26 protein-coding genes and 1 pseudogene are annotated in these 23,023 nt (G+C 65.0%); 11 read left to right on the forward strand and 16 right to left on the reverse strand.

What is annotated here, in order from left to right; genetic code table 11:
• Positions 1-231: 231 nt before the first annotated feature.
• Positions 232-1,209: a LacI family DNA-binding transcriptional regulator gene (locus AB0M48_RS12665; protein WP_363839830.1), complete on the forward strand. Its 978-nt coding sequence runs from the start codon at positions 232-234 to the stop codon at positions 1,207-1,209.
• Here the strand turns inward: AB0M48_RS12665 and AB0M48_RS12670 are convergent, their stop codons facing one another.
• The 5 genes from AB0M48_RS12670 to AB0M48_RS12690 all read right to left on the reverse strand — a co-directional run bounded on the left by AB0M48_RS12670 (position 1,210) and on the right by AB0M48_RS12690 (position 6,459).
• Positions 1,210-1,962, reverse strand: a complete 753-nt coding sequence (locus AB0M48_RS12670; RefSeq protein ID WP_363839833.1) for an SDR family oxidoreductase — start codon at positions 1,960-1,962, stop codon at positions 1,210-1,212.
• An 86-nt stretch (positions 1,963-2,048) separates the two neighbouring features.
• Positions 2,049-2,645, reverse strand: a complete 597-nt coding sequence (locus AB0M48_RS12675) for a TetR/AcrR family transcriptional regulator (protein ID WP_363839836.1) — start codon at positions 2,643-2,645, stop codon at positions 2,049-2,051.
• Between the two features lie 108 nt (positions 2,646-2,753).
• Positions 2,754-4,982 carry an MMPL family transporter gene (locus tag AB0M48_RS12680; RefSeq protein ID WP_363839839.1) on the reverse strand — a complete coding sequence of 743 codons (2,229 nt, stop codon included), beginning with the start codon at positions 4,980-4,982 and terminating at the stop codon, positions 2,754-2,756.
• A 329-nt stretch (positions 4,983-5,311) separates the two neighbouring features.
• Positions 5,312-5,494: a hypothetical protein gene (locus AB0M48_RS12685; RefSeq protein WP_363839843.1), complete on the reverse strand. Its 183-nt coding sequence runs from the start codon at positions 5,492-5,494 to the stop codon at positions 5,312-5,314.
• 137 nt (positions 5,495-5,631) lie between these two features.
• Positions 5,632-6,459 carry a ricin-type beta-trefoil lectin domain protein gene (locus tag AB0M48_RS12690; RefSeq protein ID WP_363839846.1) on the reverse strand — a complete coding sequence of 276 codons (828 nt, stop codon included), beginning with the start codon at positions 6,457-6,459 and terminating at the stop codon, positions 5,632-5,634.
• A 349-nt stretch (positions 6,460-6,808) separates the two neighbouring features.
• On the opposite strand from AB0M48_RS12690, the gene AB0M48_RS12695 reads away from it, so the two are divergent.
• Complete coding sequence (locus tag AB0M48_RS12695; RefSeq protein WP_363839849.1) at positions 6,809-7,240, forward strand: hypothetical protein; 432 nt, start codon at positions 6,809-6,811, stop codon at positions 7,238-7,240.
• A 735-nt stretch (positions 7,241-7,975) separates the two neighbouring features.
• On the opposite strand, the gene AB0M48_RS12700 is transcribed toward AB0M48_RS12695, so the two are convergent.
• From AB0M48_RS12700 to AB0M48_RS12725, 6 genes and pseudogenes are all read right to left on the reverse strand, one after another.
• Entirely contained in the window at positions 7,976-8,407 is a 432-nt protein-coding gene (locus AB0M48_RS12700; RefSeq protein WP_363839852.1) for a hypothetical protein, read from the reverse strand.
• 212 nt (positions 8,408-8,619) lie between these two features.
• Positions 8,620-8,817: a hypothetical protein gene (locus AB0M48_RS12705; protein WP_363839855.1), complete on the reverse strand. Its 198-nt coding sequence runs from the start codon at positions 8,815-8,817 to the stop codon at positions 8,620-8,622.
• 33 nt (positions 8,818-8,850) lie between these two features.
• Positions 8,851-10,392, reverse strand: coding sequence for a GMC family oxidoreductase N-terminal domain-containing protein (locus tag AB0M48_RS12710; protein ID WP_363839858.1), 1,542 nt, complete (start codon positions 10,390-10,392; stop codon positions 8,851-8,853).
• Positions 10,393-10,723: 331 nt separating this feature from the next.
• Positions 10,724-11,794 (reverse strand): GTP 3',8-cyclase MoaA, encoded by a 1,071-nt coding sequence (moaA, locus tag AB0M48_RS12715; protein WP_363839861.1) that lies wholly within the window; start codon positions 11,792-11,794, stop codon positions 10,724-10,726.
• A 387-nt stretch (positions 11,795-12,181) separates the two neighbouring features.
• On the reverse strand, positions 12,182-12,715 hold the full coding sequence (locus AB0M48_RS12720) for an NIL domain-containing protein (RefSeq protein ID WP_363839865.1): 534 nt from the start codon (positions 12,713-12,715) through the stop codon (positions 12,182-12,184).
• A 76-nt stretch (positions 12,716-12,791) separates the two neighbouring features.
• A pseudogene (locus AB0M48_RS12725) lies at positions 12,792-13,595 on the reverse strand (ATP-binding cassette domain-containing protein); the annotation flags it as partial.
• Here AB0M48_RS12725 and AB0M48_RS12730 point away from each other — a divergent pair.
• The 5 genes from AB0M48_RS12730 (at position 13,504) to AB0M48_RS12750 (ending at position 16,377) form a co-directional block, all read left to right on the forward strand.
• Positions 13,504-13,842 (forward strand): hypothetical protein, encoded by a 339-nt coding sequence (locus tag AB0M48_RS12730; protein WP_363839964.1) that lies wholly within the window; start codon positions 13,504-13,506, stop codon positions 13,840-13,842. The pseudogene AB0M48_RS12725 and the gene AB0M48_RS12730 overlap by 92 nt on opposite strands.
• A gap of 167 nt (positions 13,843-14,009) precedes the next feature.
• Positions 14,010-14,312, forward strand: coding sequence for a 4a-hydroxytetrahydrobiopterin dehydratase (locus AB0M48_RS12735; protein WP_363839868.1), 303 nt, complete (start codon positions 14,010-14,012; stop codon positions 14,310-14,312).
• Positions 14,302-14,847 carry a cyclic pyranopterin monophosphate synthase MoaC gene (gene moaC / locus AB0M48_RS12740; RefSeq protein WP_363839871.1) on the forward strand — a complete coding sequence of 182 codons (546 nt, stop codon included), beginning with the start codon at positions 14,302-14,304 and terminating at the stop codon, positions 14,845-14,847. Before AB0M48_RS12735 ends, moaC begins: the two co-directional genes overlap by 11 nt.
• A gap of 14 nt (positions 14,848-14,861) precedes the next feature.
• Complete coding sequence (locus AB0M48_RS12745) at positions 14,862-15,536, forward strand: molybdenum cofactor biosynthesis protein MoaE (RefSeq protein ID WP_363839874.1); 675 nt, start codon at positions 14,862-14,864, stop codon at positions 15,534-15,536.
• Between the two features lie 22 nt (positions 15,537-15,558).
• On the forward strand, positions 15,559-16,377 hold the full coding sequence (locus tag AB0M48_RS12750) for an IclR family transcriptional regulator C-terminal domain-containing protein (protein WP_363839877.1): 819 nt from the start codon (positions 15,559-15,561) through the stop codon (positions 16,375-16,377).
• 164 nt (positions 16,378-16,541) lie between these two features.
• On the opposite strand, the gene AB0M48_RS12755 is transcribed toward AB0M48_RS12750, so the two are convergent.
• Together AB0M48_RS12755 and AB0M48_RS12760 are read right to left on the reverse strand one after the other, a co-directional pair.
• On the reverse strand, positions 16,542-17,153 hold the full coding sequence (locus AB0M48_RS12755; RefSeq protein ID WP_363839881.1) for a class I SAM-dependent methyltransferase: 612 nt from the start codon (positions 17,151-17,153) through the stop codon (positions 16,542-16,544).
• A complete protein-coding gene (locus AB0M48_RS12760) occupies positions 17,150-18,442 on the reverse strand; it encodes a SufS family cysteine desulfurase (RefSeq protein ID WP_363839884.1) in 1,293 nt (430 codons plus the stop codon). Before AB0M48_RS12760 ends, AB0M48_RS12755 begins: the two co-directional genes overlap by 4 nt.
• A 225-nt stretch (positions 18,443-18,667) precedes the next feature.
• On the opposite strand from AB0M48_RS12760, the gene AB0M48_RS12765 reads away from it, so the two are divergent.
• Complete coding sequence (locus AB0M48_RS12765; RefSeq protein WP_363839887.1) at positions 18,668-19,153, forward strand: VOC family protein; 486 nt, start codon at positions 18,668-18,670, stop codon at positions 19,151-19,153.
• A 237-nt stretch (positions 19,154-19,390) separates the two neighbouring features.
• On the opposite strand, the gene AB0M48_RS12770 is transcribed toward AB0M48_RS12765, so the two are convergent.
• The gene (locus AB0M48_RS12770; protein ID WP_363839890.1) at positions 19,391-20,023 is read right to left on the reverse strand and encodes an HAD-IA family hydrolase; all 633 of its coding nucleotides are present in this window, start codon (positions 20,021-20,023) and stop codon (positions 19,391-19,393) included.
• A 1,109-nt stretch (positions 20,024-21,132) separates the two neighbouring features.
• Positions 21,133-21,330, reverse strand: a complete 198-nt coding sequence (locus AB0M48_RS12775) for a hypothetical protein (protein ID WP_363839967.1) — start codon at positions 21,328-21,330, stop codon at positions 21,133-21,135.
• Here AB0M48_RS12775 and AB0M48_RS12780 point away from each other — a divergent pair.
• Both AB0M48_RS12780 and AB0M48_RS12785 read left to right on the forward strand, forming a co-directional pair.
• Positions 21,253-21,666, forward strand: a complete 414-nt coding sequence (locus AB0M48_RS12780; protein WP_363839952.1) for a nucleoside deaminase — start codon at positions 21,253-21,255, stop codon at positions 21,664-21,666. The two genes, AB0M48_RS12775 and AB0M48_RS12780, sit on opposite strands and share 78 nt — an antisense overlap.
• Before the next feature lie 61 nt (positions 21,667-21,727).
• Positions 21,728-21,889 (forward strand): hypothetical protein, encoded by a 162-nt coding sequence (locus tag AB0M48_RS12785; protein WP_363839893.1) that lies wholly within the window; start codon positions 21,728-21,730, stop codon positions 21,887-21,889.
• An 85-nt stretch (positions 21,890-21,974) separates the two neighbouring features.
• Here the strand turns inward: AB0M48_RS12785 and AB0M48_RS12790 are convergent, their stop codons facing one another.
• Entirely contained in the window at positions 21,975-22,103 is a 129-nt protein-coding gene (locus AB0M48_RS12790) for a hypothetical protein (protein ID WP_363839896.1), read from the reverse strand.
• Positions 22,104-22,701: 598 nt separating this feature from the next.
• Between AB0M48_RS12790 and AB0M48_RS12795 the strand changes: the two genes are divergently transcribed.
• The coding region (locus AB0M48_RS12795) for a flavodoxin-dependent (E)-4-hydroxy-3-methylbut-2-enyl-diphosphate synthase (RefSeq protein WP_363839899.1) at positions 22,702-23,023 on the forward strand (322 nt) is incomplete at its 3' end.

Below are 23,023 nucleotides of genomic sequence, written 5' to 3' on the forward strand. Positions count from 1 at the left end.
CGGGCACTCGCCTGACGCGTGGTGGAGACCGGGCGCCGAAGTGAGGACTGACTCTGTAGATAACGCGCGTTAGTGAGTTAACGGCAGGTGTCGCCGGAACGGCAATACGAAGGGCTGTAACAAACCAGTAACGCGCTTTAGTTGTGATCGTGCCGAGGTGGGCTAACGCGAGTTATGAACGGCATTACGATGGGGTGCTGCCAGTGGGCAGCACCGTGTGATGAGGAGATCATGACGCCATCCGCCAAGCGTGTTACCAGTTCAGACGTCGCACGCGCCGCAGGCGTTTCCCGGACCACGGTCAGCTTCGTGCTCAACAACCGCGCCGAGCAGTCGATCCCCGAGGCGACCCGGCTGCGGGTGCTGGAGGCCGCCCGGCGCCTCGACTACCGGCCGCACGCCTCGGCGCGCGCACTGGCCGCGGGGCGCAGCGACATCGTCCTGCTGTCCATCCCGGACCTGCCGATCGGCACGAACATCAGTCGGTTCGTCGAGGAGTTGGCCTCGGCGCTCGCCGAGCACGGGCTCACGCTGGTGACCCACCTCGCTGGGGCGAACGGGCGGTCGGTAGCCGACGTGTGCGCGACCGTCGGTGCCTCGGCCGTCGTCGGGTTCGACCCGTTCGATGAAGAGACCGCCGAGGACCTGCGGCGGGCTGGCGCGGCCGTCGTGCTGCCGTCCGCTGTGGAAGAGTCGCCCGCGGCGCGCCCGATCGGCCTCATGCAGGCCCGGTACCTCATCGGCAAGGGCCACCGGAACCTCGGCGTCGCTCTGCCCGGACCCTCCGGTCTGGAGCCCATGGCGCAGGAACGCCTGCGCGGCGTCGCCGACGCCTGCGCCGAAGCCGGGATCGATCCTCCCCTCGCCTTGGACGCCCCCTTGGACACCGAGCAGGCCGCCCTCGCCGTGGACATGTGGATCGGGCGGTCGGTGACGGCGATCTGCGCGTTCAACGATGACGTGGCCATCGCGGTCCTGGCCGGCGCTCGTGCCCGCGGACTCACCGTTCCCGACGACCTCGCTGTCATCGGGGTCGACGACATCCCCACCGCTGGTCTCATCCACCCGCCGTTGACCACGATCCGCTTCGGCTTGCACGAGGTGGCCCGTCGCCGGGCCACCGCCGTGATCAACGGCCTGTCCGGCCAGGAATCCGGGCTCGTGGCGGAATCCGCCGCGACCGAGATCGTCGAGCGCTCGTCGGCCTGATCAGACCGCCGCCCACCCGTTGTCGACGGGCAGCACGACGCCGTTGATGTTGCTCGCCGCGTCGGAGGCCAGGAACACGATCGCCGCGGCCTGCTCGTCGGCTTCCGAGACCCGGCCCATGCCCGCCATGTAGGGACGCAGTGCGCCGGGGCCGTGGCCCTCGATGGTGAGACCACTGGTGATGGCGGTACGGGTGGCGCCGGGTGCGACGGCGTTGGTGCGGATGCCTTGGGCGCGGTACATGACCGCGAGCGACTTGGTGAGGCCGACGATGCCGTGCTTGGAAACGGTGTAGGCGGTACCGGCGGCGCTGCCGCGCAAAGCCGCCTGCGAGGCGGTGTTGACGATGGCGCCCTTGCCCTTGGCCAGCATGTGCGGCAGTACGGCGCGGCTGAGCAGGAACGGGGCGGTGAGGTTGATCCGGATGACCCGCTCCCACTCGGCGTCGGTGACGTCGGCGGTGGCGGTCATGGCGTCCATGACTCCCGCGACGTTGGCCAGCACGTCGATTCCGCCGAACTGCTCGACGGCGGTGGCGACGACGCGGTCGACCACCTGCTGGTCGCTCAGATCGCCGATTACGGCTACAGCGACGCCACCGGCGGCCTCGATCTCTCGCACGGCGGACTCCGCACCAGTCGCGTCGATGTCGGCGATGACGACCCGCGCGCCCTGGCCGGCGAACTTGAGGCCGGCGGCCCGGCCGATGCCGGCGCCACCGCCGGTGACGATGACACTGAGGTTGTCGAACATGCTCGTGAAGCTCCTGATCTGATCATGAGGAGGACGTCACTCGCCGACCGTCCCGGTTCTCCGGGACGGTTCGGGAAGGACGCGTGTCAGGCGTTGACGATGTGGCTGGAGAGGAACGCGCGGAGTTCAGCCGTGATGTCGACCGACTCCGGTGCCAGCAGCCACTGGAGCTGCAGCCCGTCGAGCACGGCGACCATGGTGCGGGCCAGCCGGGCAGGGTCCGTGCCGGGCTGGAGGAGGCCCTGTTCCAGCAGGTGCTGGAAGCTCGACGTCGCGCGTTCCTGAATGCGGTGGTAACGCAGCTTGAAGAACTCGTGGGCCGGGTGCTCTGGTGAGGTCGCCTCCGCGGCGAGAACGCAGTGCAGAGCGATCAGCGTCCGGTTGTCCTCGAGGTCCCGGACGATGGTGAGGATGCGATCGACGGCCGGCAGGTCGTCGCTCTCGGCGGCCCGGATGAGAGCGCGCTCCTCCCGCCGCCGCAGCAACGCGATGAGCACGTCCGCTTTGCCGGGGAAGTGGTGCAGCAGACCGGGCTGGCTGATGCCGGCCTTCTCGGCGATGTCCTTCATCGTCGCTGACCGGTAGCCGTTCGTCGCGAACAGTTCCACGGCCGCGTCGAGGATGCCGTTGATCCGGGCGGCGGTCTTGGCGTAGGGGCCGCGTCGGTGGGACGAGGTCGTCACAGCGGGCACCCTATCCTGATCGTGGCGAAAATAGAAACAGAGTTAGGTTTTCGGGCGGTGCCACCGCTTGCAGTCGTATCTGGTCCAGCGGTGGCACCACCCCGGCGCCTAACCGAGGCGAGCGTGATCAGAGTCCGAGAACGGCCTGACCTCGGTGCCGGGCACGTCGGTTGCCGCAGGCGTGGCGGTTGCGTGCTTCGCGGGGCCCTCGACCGACAGGTTCGGCGTGATCCGGTCAGCCCAGCGGGGGTAAGCCCAGTTGGCGCGACCGATGAGCGTCATGATGGCCGGCACCAGGGTCAGCCGGACCACGAAGGCGTCGACCACGACGGCGATGGCCATGCCGATTCCGATCATCGCCACGATGCGCTGACCGCTGAACCCGAACGAGGCGAACACGCAGAGCATGATCGTGGCCGCGACGGCGATGACCTTGGCCGTCTCGGCCATGCCGGTGCCGACGGCGCGGTCGTTGTCGCCTGTCCGGTTCCACTCCTCGTGCATTCGGCTCACGAGGAACACCTGGTAGTCCATGGACAGGCCGAACACCACGCCCACGATCAGCACTGGGACGAGGTACATCACCGGTGCGCTGCCGCCGATGCCGAACAGCGACAAGCCCCAGCCGTGCTGGAAGACGGCGGTGACCGCACCCAATCCGACGGCGATGGTGGCGATGTTGCTGACCGCGCCCACCAGGGGGACCAGGATGCTGCGGAACGCCACAGCCAGCAGCAGGAAACCGAGCAGGGCGATCAGCCCCAGGTAGAGCGGCAGCTTGTCCATCAGCGCGGTGGAGAGGTCGATGCTGCTGGCGGTGCTGCCGCCGACGTAGACCTCGAGAGCCGAACCGGACCGGGCGGCGGGGATGACCTGCGTCCGCAAGGTCTCCACCAGATCGGCGGTTTGTTCTGCTTGAGCGCTGCTGGTCGGCACCACGGTGGCACTGGCGACCTGCTGACCGGCCTTCACGGGAGCGGCTGCGACCGAGGCGACTCCCGGCGTGGATCCGAGCTTGTTCACGAGGTCGGTGAAGGCGGCGGACGAGGCGTTGTCCGGTGTGCGCGCCACCAGGAGCAGTGAAGCGTCGAACCCCTCGCCGAACGCATCGGACATCGTGTCGTAGTAGGCGCGAGCGGGTGAACCGACCGGTTCGCTGCTCGCGTCCGAGTCGCCGACCCGCATGCCGAGCACCGGCGAGGCCAACAGCACGACCAAGGTTAGCGCGATGCCGCCGGCGCGCAGCGGGAAGCGCTGAACCAGCGCCTTCCAGCGATTGGTCCACCCGTTGCCGCCGTCCTTGCTCTCCGCGATCGGGAAGCGGCCCGCTGCGATGGCCTTGCGGTGCTTTCGTGACAACACCCGCAGACCCACCATGCCGAGCAGTGCGGGAAGAAGCGTGATCGCCGAGGCGATGGTGAACAGCACGGTCACGGCGGCGGCCTGCGCCATGCTCGTCAGGATGCCCAGGTCGACGACGAACATGCCGAGAAGGGCGATGATGACGGTGATGCCGGCGAACACGACGGCGCGTCCCGAGGTGTCGACCGCTCGAGCGATGGAGTGCGGGACCGTCTCACCGGCGAGCAGCGACTTGCGGTGCCGGTTGACGATGAACAACGCGTAGTCGATGCCCACGCCCAAGCCGATGAGCGCACCCATGGTCAAGCTCGTGGCGGCCACGTCCACCACGTGTGAGCCGAGGAGCACGACGAGCAGTGAGACACCCACGCCCATCAGACCGGTGATGATCGGGAGGAGCGACGCCCAGAGCGAGCGGAAGACCAGCAGCATCAGCACGAGCGCGGCCAGGATCCCGGCGGCTTCGCCACCGCGTGATCCACCAGGTTGCTCGGTGAACGCCTGCCCTCCCAGTTCGACCTGCACCCCGTTGCCGCGCAACGCCTGCGCGGCCTGCGTGACCGGTTCGGTGTCGGCGTCCTTGTCGAGCACGACCGTCGCGTACGCGGTGTCCGCAGAGGTGTTCAGCTGGGCACTACCCGCCGGGGCGTAGGGGCTGACCACCTGCTTCACGCCTGGGATCGCGGTGATCTCCGCAAGCGCGTCGGTGAACCGCTCGCGAACCTGCGGTGAGTCCACATCGGAGTCGGTGTGCCAGACGATCGTGCCCCTGGTGACCGGTGTGGCGGACGAAGGCCCACCGGCTTCCTCCATCAAGCTGTAGGCGGTGGAGGACTCGCTGTCGGGGAGTTCCACCTCGTCGGTGAATCCCGTGCCCAACACCACGGTCAGGGCGGCCAACGCCACAAGACCGACGAGCCACCCACCCAGGACGGTGCCCCGCCACCGGTAACACCAACGGGCCAGAGAATTCACGACACGAGCCTTTCCTCGGCAATCACCAACGCCGACAAGACTCCTCGGCGCGGTTGCTCCGAACGTCGGCCTGGTGCGGTCATCCGGCGTACCGCAGGTGCGGTACGCCGGTCGATGTGCGGGTACCGCGGCGATCGTCCTTCGTGGTCTGGGCAGCCGTTGACGACAGCTGAGCTCGGCGACCCGGTCTTTGGGGTCCGCTCGTGGTCTCGGCGGCGACAGAGGCCACCTCATCGCGGCTATCTGGCGTCCGGGGCGCTGTGTTAGCGTTCGCTCGACGCTAAAACCGAAGATCAATTCGGTTTTGGTGAGCGGACATCCCTCCACTCCTACCCGTGTGAGCTGCCGTGCTGTTTCGCCTGCTCCAGGTCACTTTGCGGCCGTACCGGCGAGTCGTCGGCGCGGTCGTCGTCGTCCAAGCCGTCCAGACGATCGCGGCGCTGTACCTGCCCAGCCTGAGCGCCGATCTGATCGACCGCGGCGTCGTGCCCGGCGACTGCGACCGTCCCCACACCGCGCTCCCGTACCGGCCATGCGGGTTTACGCCGCGTAGTGCTCGACGTTGTAGTGGTTTATGCAGGTGGTACGGGTGTTCGGGGTGGGATGTCGCCGGTTGCCTCAGGCATCGGCGCTTGGCTTTCGTCGCTGCTCATCCCCACTGCTGGTTGCGGGACCGATCGCATGGAGCCAGCTGTAGGCCTGCGCTGCTGTCGTGCAGGCACGCATCATTGACCGTGCTGCGGACTTCGGCGGCGTCCTGCGAGACCGTGATTTTCCACCGCTGCGAATCTATTTCGGCACATGCGGCGCTGCGGAGCCCTGTGGAGCTGAGGTCCAGGCACGCGCCCGTCGCGTGATTGCTTAGCCGATAGGTGCCATCCCCGGCGTCTTGCGGTGTCCACCGCTGGTAGCTCATACCGTTGCAGCGATAAGTTCTGAGCCCGCCGTCCAGGCTGTCATCCAGGCAAGCGCCGGTGGCCCTGCTGACGAAGATGCGATTCCCCCCAGGTGCGGAGACCAGGCCCGCCGAACCGTCCATGCCCGAGGGCGTCGGTGTTGGAGCGGTGGCCGTCGAGACGAACGCCAGGGTGATCACGCTGCCCAGCACCGTGCCAACGCCGGCACCGGCCAACGCCCACAACCACCCGCGGCCCGTTCTGGTGGGCGCTGTGTCCGGCTTCTCCGATGAGGGCTCCGGTGCTGTGCGGGGCTGAACCGCCTCGGCCGCTTCCCAGCGCGCCCGATACTCGGCGGGGTCCGCGCCCAGGGCCATGCACAGGGCGCGCACGACGTCCCATGGCGGGACACAGTGCCCGCGCAGGTATCGCGACAGCGACGAGTCGCTCACGTGGATCTCGGATTCCAGCGACCGCAGCGGACGTCCGGAGTTCCGCTGCAGAGTGCTGAGCGCGTTGGCCAGGCTGCGCACCGGATCGGATTCGTTCTGCGGGCCACCAGCCATCGAGACCTCGTTCACGCCGGGCCGACGGCATGCTTCGACCGACGGCACCTGTCCCGGGACGGGCATGTCCCAGCAGGTCAGGAACCTAGCGGTCCCAAATGAGCTGAAGCAACCGGGACACGCTTGCGCACCGGAACTGATCAACTACAACCTGTGTTCAGCCGAGTGCTGGATGTCGTTAGGCCGTTTGGCCCTCCAGTCCAGCTTTGTTGGCAAGCCTCGACCGCTGCCTCGAAGTGGTGGCCGCGTGGTCGAGGCAGAGGGCCGGGCCAGCTCGTTCCGGGGCTGGCGCCAGCCGCGGTTCTCAATGTCGATCAGGGGAGCGATCATGTCCTGCAGAGTCACAGCAGCAGCGCCGGGAGCGTTGCTCGCCCTTTCCGCCACGGTCGCCGTGGCGTCGGCGGACGCCGCCACGGCCGATCCGATCGCGTCGGTGGCCTCAGCGCTTGCAGTTAGGTCGCAGGCTTCGTCATCGGGCGAAGCGGTGAGCGACCAGCAGTTGCGAGCTGCAGGCTACGAGCGCATGGCCATCGTCAGGGCGGGCGGGACGACCGGCACGTTGTGGCGGATCATCGAACCGGCGGGCGCATGGAGATGGCATGCCAACCTCCACAACGCCGCACCAGGTTCAAAAGTCTGGGCTGAGAACTGGTTCAGCAACGTCGTGTCATCGGCGACTGTCCCGGCAGGCGAGATCGGGGTCAACACCGGTACCTGGTCTAGCTTCGGCAAGTTCCGGGTCTGCTTCCGCCTGGCTGACGGCACGTACCGCGGCTCGTACTACTCGCAGACCTAGCCGGCGCCCAGGTAGCCGGTAGAGCTCGGTCGGCTGAGGACAGGGGGTGTCGACCGCGCCTCCGGCCACCGCTGGCAGGCACGGGGCGATGTCGGCTTTGCTGTACATCATCTGCGGCCCGCTGGCCTTCCACCGCTCGGGTGAAGTGTGAATTTGGTGGTGAGAATGTGATCACCACGAATGCGTTGTTTAGGCGCCAATAAAGTGGTCAAGATCGTTCATGTATAGCGATGTTGACATGCAAATTGGCCATTGACATTTCGTCAACTATGGACATTCTGAGATCCAGTCAGTCATCAGATGGCGACTAGGGGAGAGTTAGGTAGGCTGGCACGTGAGCATCTTGCCGCAAGACGCGTCTGGGCCAAAGTATGACGGGGCGCGTTGGGCTCAGGTATGACGACGTGCGAACGGCAACTTCGTTGTCGCCCGGTCCGCTGGTCGGCAGCTTCCGCAAAGATCCCTTTCCGCCGCAGGAAACCCGCACCGGTTGACGCCGGACGAACTCGCCGACGCGATCGAGTCGGAGGAGGCGGATGCCACCGCCACTACAGAGCAGGTCAGCCGGCATTGACCAGGTCAACACCCGTCAGAGCCCTGTTCGACACCAGCCACCTAGGTGGCGGCACAGAGGCAGCCGAAGGGACGGTCGTCTGTGTTCTCCGGCGAAGCGGTATCTGAAGCGCCGCCTGCGGACGTTGGTATAACGGCCTCTGGTCCCGCTCGAACAACAGTTCAGTGAAAGACCGTCGACACGATCGGCTGAACCTCAGCGCCTGAACGAACGTTGAAGGTGACCACGTAGATCACCTCGTCGATGTCGACGGCCATCGCGGCCGCCGCCCCTGCGCTCGTAGGCGGGATCAACTCGGATGAGCGTCCGGACCACTGAGTTCCAGCCGATCTCCTCCGGCTGGGACCAGCCGTGCACCAGCAAGCCGGTCGGTCGTCGACCCGCACACCCCCGTCGATGTTGAACTCGTGGTCCTCCTCGCGGGCTTTCAGCGCCACGCGCTCGCCGAGATCGCCACGGCCGGTCAACTGATAGAGGCTCACCTTGCGTTTCGGCGGAGGGCTCAGCGGATGCTGATCGCTGCGCTGGGGTGAAGAGCTGTCAGGCGACGGCCCAGCGCCGAAGGTGGCCTGGTGACGTAGCGGAGTGGCCATGCCGCCGTCTGCGGGGCGGGCGGCATGGCGCGCTGACAGGAGAGGCGTGCGGGCTACGTCGTGCTGGTGCTCACCGCGACCATGCCTGCTTGCGGCCGGCTTAGGCTTCGACGGGCTGTACGGCCGGACAGCATCCGGAGTCCGTAGATGCAGATGACGTTGGGACACCGACCGGAAGTGGAGCTCGTAGTGCACCAGGCAGCGTGCGAATGTCACTGCAGGCGAGGCCGGGCGGTCCCGTAGGCCGTCACTGCCTGTGCGGCGAAGTCCGCGGCGGACGCCAGCAACTTTTCGCCGTCCTCTGGGTTGTTGTTCTCGGCGTAGCGGTCGGCGTCGGCGAGGAAGCCGAGTGCGGAGACCACGCGTTCGTAGGCGAACGATGCGCTGAGGTGTTCGGGCCGTGACAGCATCGGTTGAGCAGCCGGCACTGCTGGGACTCGCGTTCAGCGGCGTTGGCGCAGATCACTGTTGAGAAGGAATTCGGCCGCCCGCTCCCCAATCATGATTGCCGGAGCATTGGTGTTACCACTCGTCACAGACGGCATGATGGACACGTCGGCGACGCGTAAACCTCCCACGCCTTGTACGCGCAGCTGTGGGTCCACCACGGCGTCGGGGTCGTTCCCCATCCGACAGGTCCCTGCGGGGTGGTGAGGAGTGTCGGCGACGCGTTTGGCATAGGCGCGCAGCTGTGAGCGATCGCGGACACCGCGTCCAGGGGCGATTTCCTCCGCTCGCCACTCGTCGAACGCTTGCTGGGCACCGATTTCTCGCACCATCTCGAGACAGGCGACCATTGCGTCGAGGTCACGGGTGTCCGAGAAGATCGCCGGGTCGATGGCGGGAGGGACGGCGGGGTCGGCACTACGCAGCCGAAGGCGTCCCCGGCTGTGCACTCCTACGACGATCGGAGAGCAGCTAAATCCCTGGTTCACCAACGGGTATCCGTCAACTGGTACGGGGATGGTGAGGAGGAGCGGAAGAAGGTCCGGCGCAGCAAGAGCTGGTTTGCTGCGCCAGAAAACATGAGCCTCCGCGACAAGACCCGGCACCGCTTGTACAGGCTTCTTCGCGCTCCACACCACGGAGCACCTGACGTGATCGTGCAGATTCGCCCCCACTGAGGGAAGATCCACCCGCACGTCGATCCCGAGGGAGCTCAGGTCGTCGGCAGGGCCGATCCCTGACGCGAGCAGGATCCGCGGCGAGCCGACCACACCGGCGCTGAGCACGATGTCATCGTCCGCGTAGGCCCGTCGCTCCTGACCGCCGACCTGGTAGGACACTCCGATGCACTTTTCGCCGGCAAAGAGAAGCTTCGTGACGAACGCTCCAGTGTGGATGGTGAGTCCCGGTTCACTCTCGACATCCTTGCCGAAGACCTCCCACGCGTGCATGCGCCGACCGTCGCGGACGGTGTGCTGACACATGCTCGCACCAAGCGGTTCAGCTGTGTTGTAGTCGTCGATCTCTGGCACGCCCCATTCTTTCGCCGCTGCGATGAACGCACGACTCACCGGGCTCGAGCTCTGGTTGGTCGACACCGGCAGCAAGCCACCCACACCTCTGTGTGCCGATCTCGGCCCGCTGAAGTCCTCCGAAGCGACGAACGAGCGGACCACGGAGGCGTAGTCCCAGCCGTCACATCCTGCCGCCGCCCAGCCGTCGTAGTCGCTGGCGAGCCCGCGGGTGTAGACCAGGCCGCAGATGGCGCTGCTTCCGCCGAGGGTCTTGCCTCTGGGCCAATGCAGTCGCTGGCCATCGGCGTGTTGCTGAGGTTCGGTGTCATAGCCCCAATCCACCTCAGTACGCCACAACGATCGCAGGGAGAGCTCGATCTTGTCGAACCCGCTTCGGGTGACCGGTTCGCCCGCCTCGATCAACAACACCCGCCGTCCCGCGTTCACCAACCTGCGAACCAGCGGCGCGCCGGCCGAGCCAGCGCCGACAACGATGTTGTCATACGTCGCTTCCGCGTGCCTCATCAGTGATCACCGGTCCCGCCGCTGAAGTAGTTGTTGGGGCCTACGCCGCGGTCGATGCAGAGGCTGGCCTCAACGCCGCCGATGTCCCGCCTGACCGAAGGACGCGTCGTGGTTCGCTGCAGAGAGTGGGACACCTCGACCGAGATCCTTCTGGCGCGGGACACGGCGTCGCTGTCTCCCCCATGTGTCCCCGGAAATCGAGCTCCGCCTGCTCGCTCGATCATCATTCCTCCAGTCCGATGGCAGTCTTGTGATCACGTGCGACCGGCCGTTCTCGTACTCACCCAGTGCGGCAACTCCGCTGGACGCGTGCGTGAGCGGCGACCTTCAATCAGCCGCCTCTTGTGTGCATCTCCAGATGAGGGTTCTTCTTCAGCTCACCGACAGCGACGAACACAGATCGCTCGTCCTTCTTCGTCAACCTGTCGACCGCACCGCGATCGCGTCTGCCAGACCAGAGCCCACCTACCAGCGCGCACAACTCCTCGTGGCTGGCCCCATCCCTCATCGGCGTCCTCAGGTCGGTACCCGTGATCGCGTAGAGGCACGTCAGCAACTGGCCGTCAGCCGTGAGCCGGCTGCGGTCACAGGTCGAGCAGAACGGCTGGGTAGTCGACGAGATGATGCCGAACGTCGTGCCGTCCGGCAGAGCAAACCTGTCGGCCGGTGCCCACTCGTTCTCCCTGATTTCATCGACCTGGCCGTAGTGCGCTTGCAGATCGCCCAGCATCTCACGCCGGGAGTAGACGAGGTTCTTGTTCCATCCCGTCGCTCCGCCAACGTCCATGTACTCGATGAACCTCACTTCGGCTGGGACGGTCTTCCCGAACTCGATCAGGTCGACGAGCTCGTCGTGGTTGATCCCCTTCATGACGACGGTGTCGAGCTTCGTATCGGTGAGCCCAGCGGCCGGCACCGACCGAATGCCTTCGATCACTGCGGAATGTGTTGTGCGGCGAGAGAGCTTCTCGAAGCGGTCGGGGCGCAACGTGTCCAAACTGATCGTGAAGCGACGCATTCCGGCATCGCGCAGCGATTCCACGTGATCGACCAGCTTCACGCCATTGGTGGTGATTGCCAGATCGCGCAGCCGCTGTTTGGCGGAGAGCAAGCGGATCAGCTCCGGTAGTTCACGGCGCAACAGCGGTTCACCGCCCGTGATCCGCAGTTTGTCAACGCCAAGCGCCATGAACACGTCGGCCAGCCTGCTTATCTCCTCGAACGTCAGCAGGTCTTGCCGGGGAAGCCACGTGTATTCCTCCTCCGGCATGCAGTACTGACATCGGAGGTTGCATTTGTCGGTCACCGAGATGCGAAGGTTGCGCAGCGGCCTAGAGTAGGCGTCGCGCACGTCGCCGGCGGTGACTGCTCCGTTTCCGGATCCCTTGCTCGCAGGCTGCATCGGACCGCACCTTCCAATCCTCACGGCTCTGTGGCCGTACGTCACGGGCGACCGTCGTCAGAGGCCTGCCACGCCACTTACCCTGACGCTCAACGGTCAACGACAGCGCCACCATCCCGTCAGGCGGAACACGAGCCAGTCCAAGCGGGAGGCGCAAACGCAAGAACGTGATCTGAGGTGACTTCGGCGCAGCTGCGCGCTATTGTGGAGCTACAGTCGTTTGTCGAAAATCACTGGTGTGCAGCCGGGTGTGGCTCGAGGCAAACGGATTTAGAAAAGCATTGCTACTGCCTTACGTCGTACATCGGCTCTTGCTGACCGCCGGTCTGTAGGCGTCATCCGACGCTCAGCGGGTGTCCTGTGCGGCAGCACGCAACTGCGGCGGATTCATGCCACGAGCACCTTCTGTGATACCGAGGGGGCGACGCGGATCGGCACACCGGCCCGACGCAACCATTCGAGAGCAGCGTCGATGCGATCGCCGGTGAAACCGATGAGGGACCGCGCCACCGGCGTGTCTCCGAGCCGGGTGAAGCCACCACTGATCACCTCAGCTCTCACTCCAAACCGAGTGCCGACCTCAGGCAGCAACGAACCCACTGCCGCGAACCCCACCAGCAGCACCTCGGCCACACGATCGAACGCGCCGTCAGCGGCAGTCGTCCTGCGCACAGTGGGCAACAGGGACGAAGCGATGCGACTGTCAGGATCTATGGCAAGGTCGAGCACCTTGCCGTGCTCCACCACCTTGCCACTCTCCAACAGTGCCACGTCGTCACAGATCGAGCGAACAACCGACGCGTCTTGCGTGACGACCACGACGGTCACGCCGTGTTCGGCACGTACCCGGTCCAACGTGGTCATCACGGAGGCGGCGCACTCCGCGCTCAGTGCGGAAGTCGGCTCGTCGATCAGCAGCACAGACGGACCCGGCGCCAGCGCGCGCCAACGCGACAGCCTGCAGTTCGGCTGCGGAAAGTTTGTCGATGCGCCAGTCGGCCTTGTCACTCAACTCGACGAGGTCGAGCAACGCCGTCACGCGCGAGTGCAGTTGCCGTCGTGGCATCTCCGGGTGCTCCAGCAGGAAGGCCACATTGCCCGCAACGGAACGGTGTCGGAGCAGAGACTCTCTCTTGGGTACAACGCCGATCCGTCGACGGGCTGTGAGCAAGGCGGTGCCACGTAGTGGAACCAGATCAGTGCCATCGAGGTAGATCGCGCCGCTGTCCGGACGCTCCAGCAGCGCGATGCACCGCGCGAGCGCCAACTTGCCTCCGTCCTTGGGGCCGACGACACCGACCACGGTCCCGACACCCACCTCGAGGTTGACGCCGTCGAGCACTCGCACGGGCCCAGCGTTGGTCGAGATCGTCTTCGTGAGGTCTGCCACGCTTATCACGACACGACTCCATGCGTCAGTGCACAACGAGCGCCGGCGGCGTTTAACCCAGCCAGAACAGAACTGAGGGTCAAACGCGTGCTGGAAGGGAAGGACAAGCTCAGCGAGCACCTGAGAACCTGGTTCCGGCACCGGGCGTCCGCGGTCCGCCGCTCGCGGTGGCCAGCTCGCTCCCGGACGAGCATTGAATCCCTGGTCATGGAATCCTCCTTCGCCGCTCCGGCAGCCGGGGGGTGTGTGGAATCTGCCGGTTGTTGAACCATCCCGCCCGCCACGAAGAGTCCCGAGACCGACTGACGAGCTGGCGCGGGTGCTCTCCACCTGCGGTTGGTCCAGCACGATCAACGCCACGCCATCGACGGGTCGGAAGGACGGCATTGCACGCATGGTGGCAATGCTCATCCTTCGATACTTCGTCCACACGATGACAACTGTCAGGGAACGAACGGCCGAGCGTTCCAACGAGTGGAACAGCAACTCCGGCCTGCGTTTATCGATCCTGCGAACTGAACAGCAACTGCTCACCAGCGCCTCAAGGCGTTGCCAACAGCATGAAGCAGGTTGTGCCCCAAAGGTCAGCGATCTTGCCCAAACGGTGAGCTCATGGTGTCCAATCGAGGCCTTTTACCGCCCGGACGAGCTTTATTAGGGAGAATCCCTAGCTGCCCGAGCCCCTTGTACCCCGATGATGATCTGTAACTCCCGTAACGGCCGGTTCGGGGGTGCCGGAGATCAAGGTACCGGCCTGGATGAGCCCCGGAGCGGCGAATGACTGTCGGTGTGGACCATTCCGCTTGTTGTGGCACGGCCACCGCGTTGAGCAAGCAGGAGATCACAGCCCTGCTTCAGCACTACCCGCTGTGGCAGCTGGACGAGGAGAGACTACGGCGGGTGTTCCGGTTCGAACGGTTCCCGGACTCCGTCCAGTTCGTCAACCAGATCGCGGAACTCGCTGAAGAAGCGCACCACCACCCAAACATTGCGATCGAGAACAAGCGGTTGGTCCGGGTGGATCTCTGGACGCACAAGATGGACTGCATAACTGTGCGCGACGCAGCACTCGCTGACCGCCTGGAGCAGCTGTTCCAGACGGCCACCGGAGCCGTCCATGTCGAATGAAAACAAAGCATCAGAGGTTGCAAACGGTGGTCTGACACACCTGGACGCGACCGGCGCCGCACGCATGGTGGATGTTTCCGCGAAACCGGTGACTTTGCGGACCGCGACGGCGTCCGGAGCCGTCATCATGAAGCAGGAAACGCTTGAGCTCATCACATCCGGTCGCGCGGCCAAAGGTGATGTGCTTGCGGTCGCACGGGTCGCCGGAATCATGGCGGCCAAGAAGACGGGTGAAATAATTCCGATGTGCCATCCGCTTGGGCTCGACGCTGTCAATGTTCACTTCCACGTTGCCGCTCCAGGTCGGCTGGCGATCAGCGCAACAGCGACGGTTACCGGCCGTACCGGTATTGAGATGGAAGCTCTGACCGCCGTCGCCGCTGCCGCGTTGACCGTGTACGACATGTGCAAGGCAGTCGACCGATCGATGGTCATCACGGCGATTCAGCTCGAGGAGAAGACCGGGGGACGCAGCGGTCACTTCGTCCGCCTTCCCGAGTCCGAAACTTGCCCGTGTTGCGGCATCACCCAGTGATGACAGGAGACGTCGTGGACGACATCGAGATCCAGGTTCTGTACTTCGGTGCACTGCGGGAGAAGTTCACCGGAACCCGTCAAGAAACAGTCGGCGCAACAAACGGAACGACTGTCGGTGACTTCATGGATCAGCTGTGCGGAAAGTACGCCGGCCTTGACGCTGTCCGTCACATCGTCAAAATTGCCGTCAACGAGGAGATGGCCTCACCCTCACAGCGCCTGTCAGACGGTGATGTGGTGGCGATGATCCCTCCTGTCGCCGGCGGGTCGGATCCGTACTGCAGGCTGACCGAACAGCCACTGGACCTCAACGAGGCTCTGGCTGCGGTCGCCGGACCAGGTCAGGGTGGCGTAGTCGTCTTCCTTGGACTCGTGCGCGACACGAACGATGGGCGGTCGGTCACGGAGCTCGAATACGAGGCATATCCGAGCATGGTCATCAGGACCTTTCTGGAGATCATCAAACGATGTGAGGCGATCGCCGACGGCGTGCGCGTCGGGATCGCCCACCGGACCGGTAGCCTTCAGATCGGTGAAGCCGCCGTCATCATCGCAGCCTCAGCACCCCATCGCGCGGAGGCTTTTGAAGCCGCCCGCACCTGCATCGACTTGTTGAAGCAAGAAACACCTATCTGGAAGAAAGAGTTCTCTCCGGACGGACACGAATGGATCGGAATGCGACCCTGACGCTCTGCCAGTATTGGTTCAGTTGAGTCGACCGCTGGAGATCGATGTGATACGTGCCGCAGATTCGGCATTAGGTGCTGTCGAGAAGGCGCTCGCCGTGTTGAACGTGTTCGACGAGGATAGATGTGTGGTCAACTTGTCAGAACTGGCGCGGAGGTCAGGGCTGCCCAAATCGACTGCTCATCGAATTGTCAGCATCCTCGTGGCGGCCGGTTTCGTTCATCGTCAAGGCGCATATTACGAGCCCGGAAGTCGTTATGCTCATCTGGCCCGGTTGAGCGTCCGTCACGATGTCGACGCATTGCGGCGACGGCTCCTCCCGTGCCTGCTCGACCTCTACACGGGCGTGCGGGAGGCCGTGCACCTGGCAGTACTCGATCGTGGTTGTGTCCGCGTCCTCGAGCGGTTGCACAGCAGCAGGCAAGCGCTGCTCAACGCCTGCCCGGAATCGGTGCTGCCCGCGCATGCATGTGCCGCAGGCAAGATCTTGCTCGCCTTCGCCGGTTACACGAACGACGGTGAACTGAGACCTGTCACCAGCCAGACGATCACCAGCCGTTCTGAGCTGGCCGCTGAACTCGCGTGCGTGAGGCGGTACGGACTGGCCTTCGAACAGGAGGAGCTGACCGCCGGAGTGGCAGCCGTCGCAGCACCTGTCTTCGGGCCCGGCAGGCAGATCGTGGCGGCGATCACGGTCGCTGGTCCGGCACGGCGCTTCAAGCCCGACTGTGTGATCCAAGAGCTGCGCGCCGCTGCCCATGCCGCGACCTTGACGGTCGCCGGTTTCGGGTGGACGGCGGCGTACGAGGAGCTGAGCCCGGTCGACGACGCAGCGTGTTGAAGCATGGCGCCAAGGATTCGGTAGTCAAGATCATCTGTGCTACGGCATCGTTCGTTGATCCCGTCGACTGGGCAGGGCTTGCCGAGTGTGGCGCGGACACGGCCTGCTCGCTGGACCAGGCCGTGCGGCTGGCCGCGCCGTCGGCACGCACCCGCGCTCCTTGATCAACCGACTTCGCGACGCGCGAGCACCCGACGTGAGTCATGTTTGCCGCTGGGCACATCTTCTTCCTGCACCACGACGTACCCGTTGGGCAGAAGCGCAGCGGGTTCCCCGGGACCTACGCACCATGACCGCCGAAACCCATGTTCTGCATCGGATACGGCCTCCCATGCCAAAAGTCCGTCTCCGACCGCTACGGCTGCGCACGCGCGCGCGAACAGGTCTGAGTTCCAGTAGCAGGTGCAGAGAACCAGCGAGAAGGCGTCGACGGGCGGAGTGAAGGTGGTGAGATCCTCGAACACGGGGGTGATCCGTTGCTCGATCCCTCGGCGTCGCGCCTCGGCCATGAGGCGCAGCAGCGCGATGTCCGACACATCGACCACCGTGACGTCGAAGCCGAGTCCGGCTAGGTACAGGGCGCTGCCCGAAATCCCGCAAGCCAGTTCGAGAACTGGACCACTGTCGAGCCCTGCGGTGATGCTCTGTCCGACGAGTGGATGGGGTTCGTAGGAAGGGGCTGCCGCCCGATGTTTTTCGTTCCACTTGTGCCGATCGGCATGGTGGAGCAATCCCGTGTGCTCCGAGCTGGTGATGATTGGATCGATATCGGTCATCGCCTGCCTCCCGCGCCGAACAGTTGCTGGGCACGCCTGACACCGTCCACCATGCGTTCCACCTCATCGCTGTCGTTGTACAAGTAGAAGCTCGCCCTGGTGGCCGCAGTGACGCCGAACCGCTGACAGGCGGGCCGTGCGCAGTGGTTGCCCACGCGGACCGCGACGCCGAGAGAATCCAGTACCTGCCCGACGTCATGAGCGTGCACCCCGTCGACCGTGAACGAGACGCATCCTCCACGCTCATCGGTCGTCCTCGGCCCGATGATCCTCACACCGCCGATCGCCGAAAGACCGGTGAGGGCGACAGCGGTGAGCTCGCTCTCGTGCGCCGCCACGTTCGCCATCCCGATTTCCGAAAGATAACCGACCGCGGCGGCAAGGCCGACCGCCTGTGCGGTCATCGGTACGCCCGCCTCGAACCGGTGTGGCGGTGACCGGAACGACGAGCTTGACATGGACACGCTCTCGATCATCGAGCCACCGGCCAGGAACGGTGGCATCGCGTCGAGCAGGCCCTGCCGGGCCCACAGCACACCGATGCCGGCCGGCCCGAGCATCTTGTGCCCGGAGAAGACCACGAAGTCGGCATTGAGCATCCGGACGTCCACCGGTTGGTGCGGAACGGACTGTGCACCGTCCACCAGCAGAAGAGCTCCCACCTGACGTGCCCGGCGTGCGATCGTTGCCACGTCGTTCACCGTGCCGAGCACATTGGACTGATGCGTGACTGCAACCAGCTTGGTTCGATCGGTGACGACGGCGCCCAGCTCTTCAATGGCGAGGCGGCCTTCATCGGTGATGCCGATCCAACGCAGTGTCGCACCAGTGCGTTGGCAGAGCAGCTGCCACGGGATGAGGTTGGCGTGGTGCTCCATTTCCGTGACCACGATCTCGTCTCCTGGTCCCACCGCGAATCGGCCGGCCTCCGCACCGCTCGTGATGGCGTTGCTCATGCTGTACGCGACGAGATTGATCGCCTCAGTGGCGTTCTTCGTGAACACGACCTCCTCGGGCTTGCCCATGATGAACGCGGCGATCTGGGCACGCGCTGATTCGTACGCGTCGGTGGCCTCCACTGCCAGGGTGTGCGCACCGCGGTGAACTGCCGCGTTGCTGTGCTCAGCGAACTGCCGGACTGCATCGAGCACCTGACGCGGTTGCTGCGATGTGGCACCGGAGTCGAGGTAGGCTAGTTGGTTGCCGTTCACCGTCCTGCCGAGAATCCGGAAGTCCTTCCGGACCTGCGCCACGTCCAGAGCAACTGTTGTCGTGAGTCCGTCCGACATTGGGCACCTCTCTCCGCCGGTGCACACCAGTCTTGCCACCTGCGGATCGTCACACGGCGTTTGTTCCGTTGCGCGGAACGAACGTCAGACGCCGGGCCGGTTCCGGACCGTTGCACCGATCTCACGCAGCAAAAGGATCGAAGGCATGGTTTCGCTGTGTGGAACAACCCACTTCAGGCCGCACGCGCTGTCTGACACTGGCTGCCGAGGAGAGGAGATGGTGACATGTCAGGCGACGCACAGTCGGTTGCACATCAGGACGTAACGGCGTATCTGACCGTTTCGAATGCGCAACGCTCACTCGCTTTCTACGAAGCGGCCTTCGGCGCGGAGATCATGGAGGTGGTGTCCCTGTCAGACGGAACGACGACACACGCCGAGGTGCGGATCGGAAAGACGGTCCTGTACCTGCATGATGAACTGCCAGGCGCGCGGGGGCGCTCACCACGAGGGTTGGGCGGCACGACGACTACCTTCGCGTTGCGTACAGACGACGTAGATCTCAGCTTCGCCCGTGCGGTGGCGGCCGGAGCTGCCGCGGACTCCGGTCCTTCCGAGGGGTACTGGGGAGAGCGTTACGCGCGGGTGACTGACCCGGACGGCCACGGGTGGACCTTCACTTCACGTACCCGGCACGTCACTCTGGACGAGCAATCCAAGCAGGCCAGTGCGCACTTCAGTCGTGTCGATGTCACCGCGGAGACGAGATGATCAGCGAGACCGCGAACACGGTCGTTGTGCCCGGCCATCCCGGCGCGCCGCTACCCAGCACTCGCAAGGAAACGTCTCGACGTGGTCGGCATCGCGTTGCTCGAGGTGCCGCACCCCGCGTGCATGTGCCGGCCAACACCACGCTGATGTGTTCTGCAGATCGTGCTGGACACCCGTTGCAGCGAACTGCCGTTCCTGCATCGACCTGGCAGTTTGTGGTGGCCTGCTCTCCGGCAGTCATGAGGACGTGGCCCGGACAGGAGGGTCTTCCTGTGCCGGTAGACGAATTCCGGCGGTGCGCAGCTGTGCGACCAGCTCGTTGGAGCCGCTGAACACCACGGCGTGCATGCCTGCGAATGCGGCACCCTGCACGTTCGAAGCAAGATCGTCAACGAAGAACACGTTCCGCGGCGGAATGCCCAGCTTCTCTGCCGCTTTCGTGTAGGCGAGCGGCGACGGCTTCGCCACATGGATCTCCGCTGAGCACAACACGAAATCGAACAGCGACAAGACGCCGTCAAGGGCGAGATCGTCAAGGACCGCGGTGGTGTTGTTGGTCAGCGCCGCAACCGGCACGACCGTCCGCGCCCGGCGGAGCAGGTCGACCACGGCGTGGTCGATGGTGCCGCGGTCCTCAGCCCAACTGTCCACAGCCACCACGCTTTCGGCCCCGTACTCGGACTTCAGGCGTTCGCGGATGCTCTCGATCCACTCGTCGTGCGTGATGACACCCAGGTGTGCCAGCTCGCGCTCGGCCGTGCGATACGCCAGTCTGATGAGGGTTCCTGCCGGAAGCCGAGCTCGTTCCTCTCCGAGCCGGGCGCCGGTGTGGCTCCACGTCCGGACGACACCGTCGATGTCGACGAGCAACGCGGAAACCTTGTGCGCGGTTCCGGCTGATGGTGGTCCACATCGATCAATCGGCATGGTCGCTCCCCTCGGTGGATGACGCGTCCGGCTGCGGAGCACGTCGGTCCACCGAACGAAGCACGTTCCGAACCATCGCGTAGTAGCCGTCCCAGTGCGCGAAACGTCAACTTCGAGCTGCTGCGGATCAGTCGCCGACACAGGACCGAAGAACAGGACACCTTCCAGCGTCGGCTTTACCGGCAACCTGCCGGCTGAACGGCAAAGGCCACGGCGAGCGGCGATGCTCTCCGTGAGCCGCAAGGGCGCGTCCGGCAAGCAGATGGGTTCGCAAATGCTGGGCATACGCGGGTACGTGACCGTTGGTGAACTCAGCCGCGACTCCGCCCAGCTGGCAGCGAGGCTCACTGGTGTTCGCCCGATGTTCTGCACGATTCGACGCCGCGTGCGGGTGGTTTCCGCAGAAGACTGTGGCCGATAGCTGCTACGGCGAGGTCGACGACCACACACCACCGCGAGTTATCCAGCTGGTGCGCGACCACTTCGCCGGGCCATACGTCCAGGGCGCGCATGCCGGCCGCGCGCCACAGCGCGCTCTTGTGCAACGCGGCTTACCGGAGCGTGCCGTCGGTGTCGATCACGGCTTCACCGTCGGGAACCTCCCCACGCGCTGGCGGAGCGCGGTGAAGAGGTCCATGTCGAGATAGCTGTCTCGTATCTTCCGCAGCTTGCGAAACGCCGCGGGTACGAGGTGGGGAAATCGGTCGGACGTGCTTTGGTGGGGCCGTTGTTCTGTCATGGACGTCCGACCGATTTCCGGGAACGGATGACCGTGCCCTCTGTTGGCAGCGTTCATGGGCCGGATGCGTGGTGGTGCCACTGAAGACCGTCGCGGTTCAAGAGGTCCTGGCGGCGGGCTGGTGATGGCTCAGTGAACATGGTGCTCTTCATGCGTGGTCAGTCTGTGCGTCGAACCTCCGTCTAAGGTCCGTGTTCCGCAGGGTGAAACCGCTTCGATGGCACGCTTCCTGATGCCTGACCCTCTTCGTGGGTCAGGAGTACGTTGCGCGCGCCCTGACCGCCACGAGCCGACGACCGCGAGCAGGAGGAAATCAGACGTGCGGACGAGCGATGCCGCCCTGGCGGTCTGCGGTCTTTGTGCCACAGTGGTGGAAGCGGCCATGCGCGAAGCGATAGCGCAGGCGTATGCCACGGACACCCCCTTCGGTGCGGTGCTTCTCGATGTCGACAGCGGCCAGGTGACGCACCGGAGTGGAAACACAGTTCATCTCGGTGACGCCACAGCTCACGCTGAGATGAACCTCCTTCGAGAGGCCGCGAGGTCCGAAGTGGCGTTGACTCGGTCCGTTGTGGTCACCACGGCGGAGCCGTGCCCGATGTGCGCTGCGGCGGCTGTGTTCTCGCGGGTGGCCGGAATCGCGTACGGCATGCCAGCGGCCCGGCTTTCGAAATACGGATGGTTGCGGTTCGATGTTTCGCTCACGGCCCTGCTCGACGGCGTTGTGTCGCGAGCGCTCACCAGGCCGTCCGTGGCGGGCGGTGTTCTGACGGTTGAGTGCCTCGAGCTTTTCCGACAGCGGCCCAGGTGCGATGACGGGCCTGGTGCTAGAGGCGCGGGCGGTTGAGCCCCTTGGGCAACAGCAGGAAGCCGCGTCGACGACTACCCGTCGTACGAACGCTAACTGCATGCCAGCGGTGCCGCACTGGTCCGCGCTGCTCACGGCGAACCTGGTGGCGCTGGGGGAGGCCGCGGCCACGCCGATGTCGAAGTCGACCTGGGACTTCGTCGCCGGATGGGCGGAGATCGAAGTGAGCATCTCGTCGAACAGGACGGTGTTCGCTCGTTGAGGCTTCTTCCAGCGACACATGACCTCGACGTGCAGGAACGACTTGATGCGCAGATTTTGAAGTAGTCACACGTTTGCCGCTGGTGTCAGATTTTACCGGTGTCCCAGTCAATGTAGTCCTGTTGATCGGCGATCACGCCGTCGTGTTCCCGCTGCTGATCTGTTTTCGCGGGCTTCGTCGCCTCCTTCGAGAAGAAGCGTGCCGACGGGTACAAGGTGCTCAGGCTCGTACTGACGGCAGTCACCAGAACCCGTGGTCTGTTCGCGCTGGGGAATGGCGCTCCATCAGTCGGGTCTGTTGTGAGCTGACAGGGCTCCGCCGTGTTGGTTTACCAGCTGTAGGTCAACTGTGCTGACCTACTTCCTCTCGCGTCGTGTCGACGTTGCCGCCGGCGAGCGGTGGGGATGTTCCGCTCTGACTTCCATGTTCCGAGCGAGGGAGGTTCGCACGGCGGCTGCCTGTCAAGATCTTCGTTCCAGAGTTGCCTGCTCGGTCGAGTCAGTTTTGGTATCTCGATGCAGCGCAAAGCCTCGGCGAACCAGGCCGCATGTCTCGCCAGCTTTCGAACCGCAGCGGCACGAGGACAGTGTCGGCTCACTGCGCACCGACTACAACCTCGGTGTTGGGTAGTCCGCTGCAGACGCCAGGCCAGCCTAGCCGCCCATCGTGACTTGGGATGCCGTCGTTGTCACCGTCTGTCCACAAGTCCGGCCGAGAGGGCACGACACCGCATCGCCTGGGGCTCCACCATGAATGGCGTGCCTGTTCTACGCATGTGTCCGGCAGGAAACTCGCTGTAAGAGGAGGACATCATGGTTGTTCACCTCGGGACACCTGCCTTGCCGCCTCCGGTGCTGGCGCCTCGTCGGCGGACCAGGCAGTTGATGGTGGGCAAGGTCGGTGTCGGCAGCGAGTTCGGAGTCTCCGTCCAGTCGATGACGACCACCTTCACGGCGGACGTCAACGCGACGTTGCAGCAGATCGCGGAACTCACCGCCTCCGGCTGCGACATCGTCCGGGTCGCCTGCCCCTCGCAGGACGACGCGGACGCCCTGCCGGCGATCGCGCGCAAGTCGCAGATCCCGGTGATCGCGGACATCCACTTCCAGCCGAAGTACGTCTTCGCGGCCATCG

The sequence above is a fragment of the Lentzea sp. NPDC051208 genome (assembly GCF_040682435.1).
Taxonomy (GTDB): domain Bacteria; phylum Actinomycetota; class Actinomycetes; order Mycobacteriales; family Pseudonocardiaceae; genus Lentzea; species Lentzea kristufekii.

Bases quoted from the DNA above. Each gene is read 5' to 3' on its own strand.
- AB0M48_RS12755 (WP_363839881.1), bottom strand. From the start codon at position 17,153: ATGACCGATATCGATCCAATCATCACCAGCTCGGAGCACACGGGATTG.
- AB0M48_RS12785 (WP_363839893.1), top strand. From the start codon at position 21,728: ATGCCAGCGGTGCCGCACTGGTCCGCGCTGCTCACGGCGAACCTGGTG.
- AB0M48_RS12710 (WP_363839858.1), bottom strand. From the start codon at position 10,392: ATGAGGCACGCGGAAGCGACGTATGACAACATCGTTGTCGGCGCTGGC.
- AB0M48_RS12700 (WP_363839852.1), bottom strand. From the start codon at position 8,407: ATGGCCACTCCGCTACGTCACCAGGCCACCTTCGGCGCTGGGCCGTCG.
- AB0M48_RS12760 (WP_363839884.1), bottom strand. From the start codon at position 18,442: ATGTCGGACGGACTCACGACAACAGTTGCTCTGGACGTGGCGCAGGTC.
- AB0M48_RS12670 (WP_363839833.1), bottom strand. From the start codon at position 1,962: ATGTTCGACAACCTCAGTGTCATCGTCACCGGCGGTGGCGCCGGCATC.
- AB0M48_RS12665 (WP_363839830.1), top strand. From the start codon at position 232: ATGACGCCATCCGCCAAGCGTGTTACCAGTTCAGACGTCGCACGCGCC.
- moaC (WP_363839871.1), top strand. From the start codon at position 14,302: ATGTCGAATGAAAACAAAGCATCAGAGGTTGCAAACGGTGGTCTGACA.
- AB0M48_RS12765 (WP_363839887.1), top strand. From the start codon at position 18,668: ATGTCAGGCGACGCACAGTCGGTTGCACATCAGGACGTAACGGCGTAT.
- moaA (WP_363839861.1), bottom strand. From the start codon at position 11,794: ATGCAGCCTGCGAGCAAGGGATCCGGAAACGGAGCAGTCACCGCCGGC.
- AB0M48_RS12705 (WP_363839855.1), bottom strand. From the start codon at position 8,817: ATGCTGTCACGGCCCGAACACCTCAGCGCATCGTTCGCCTACGAACGC.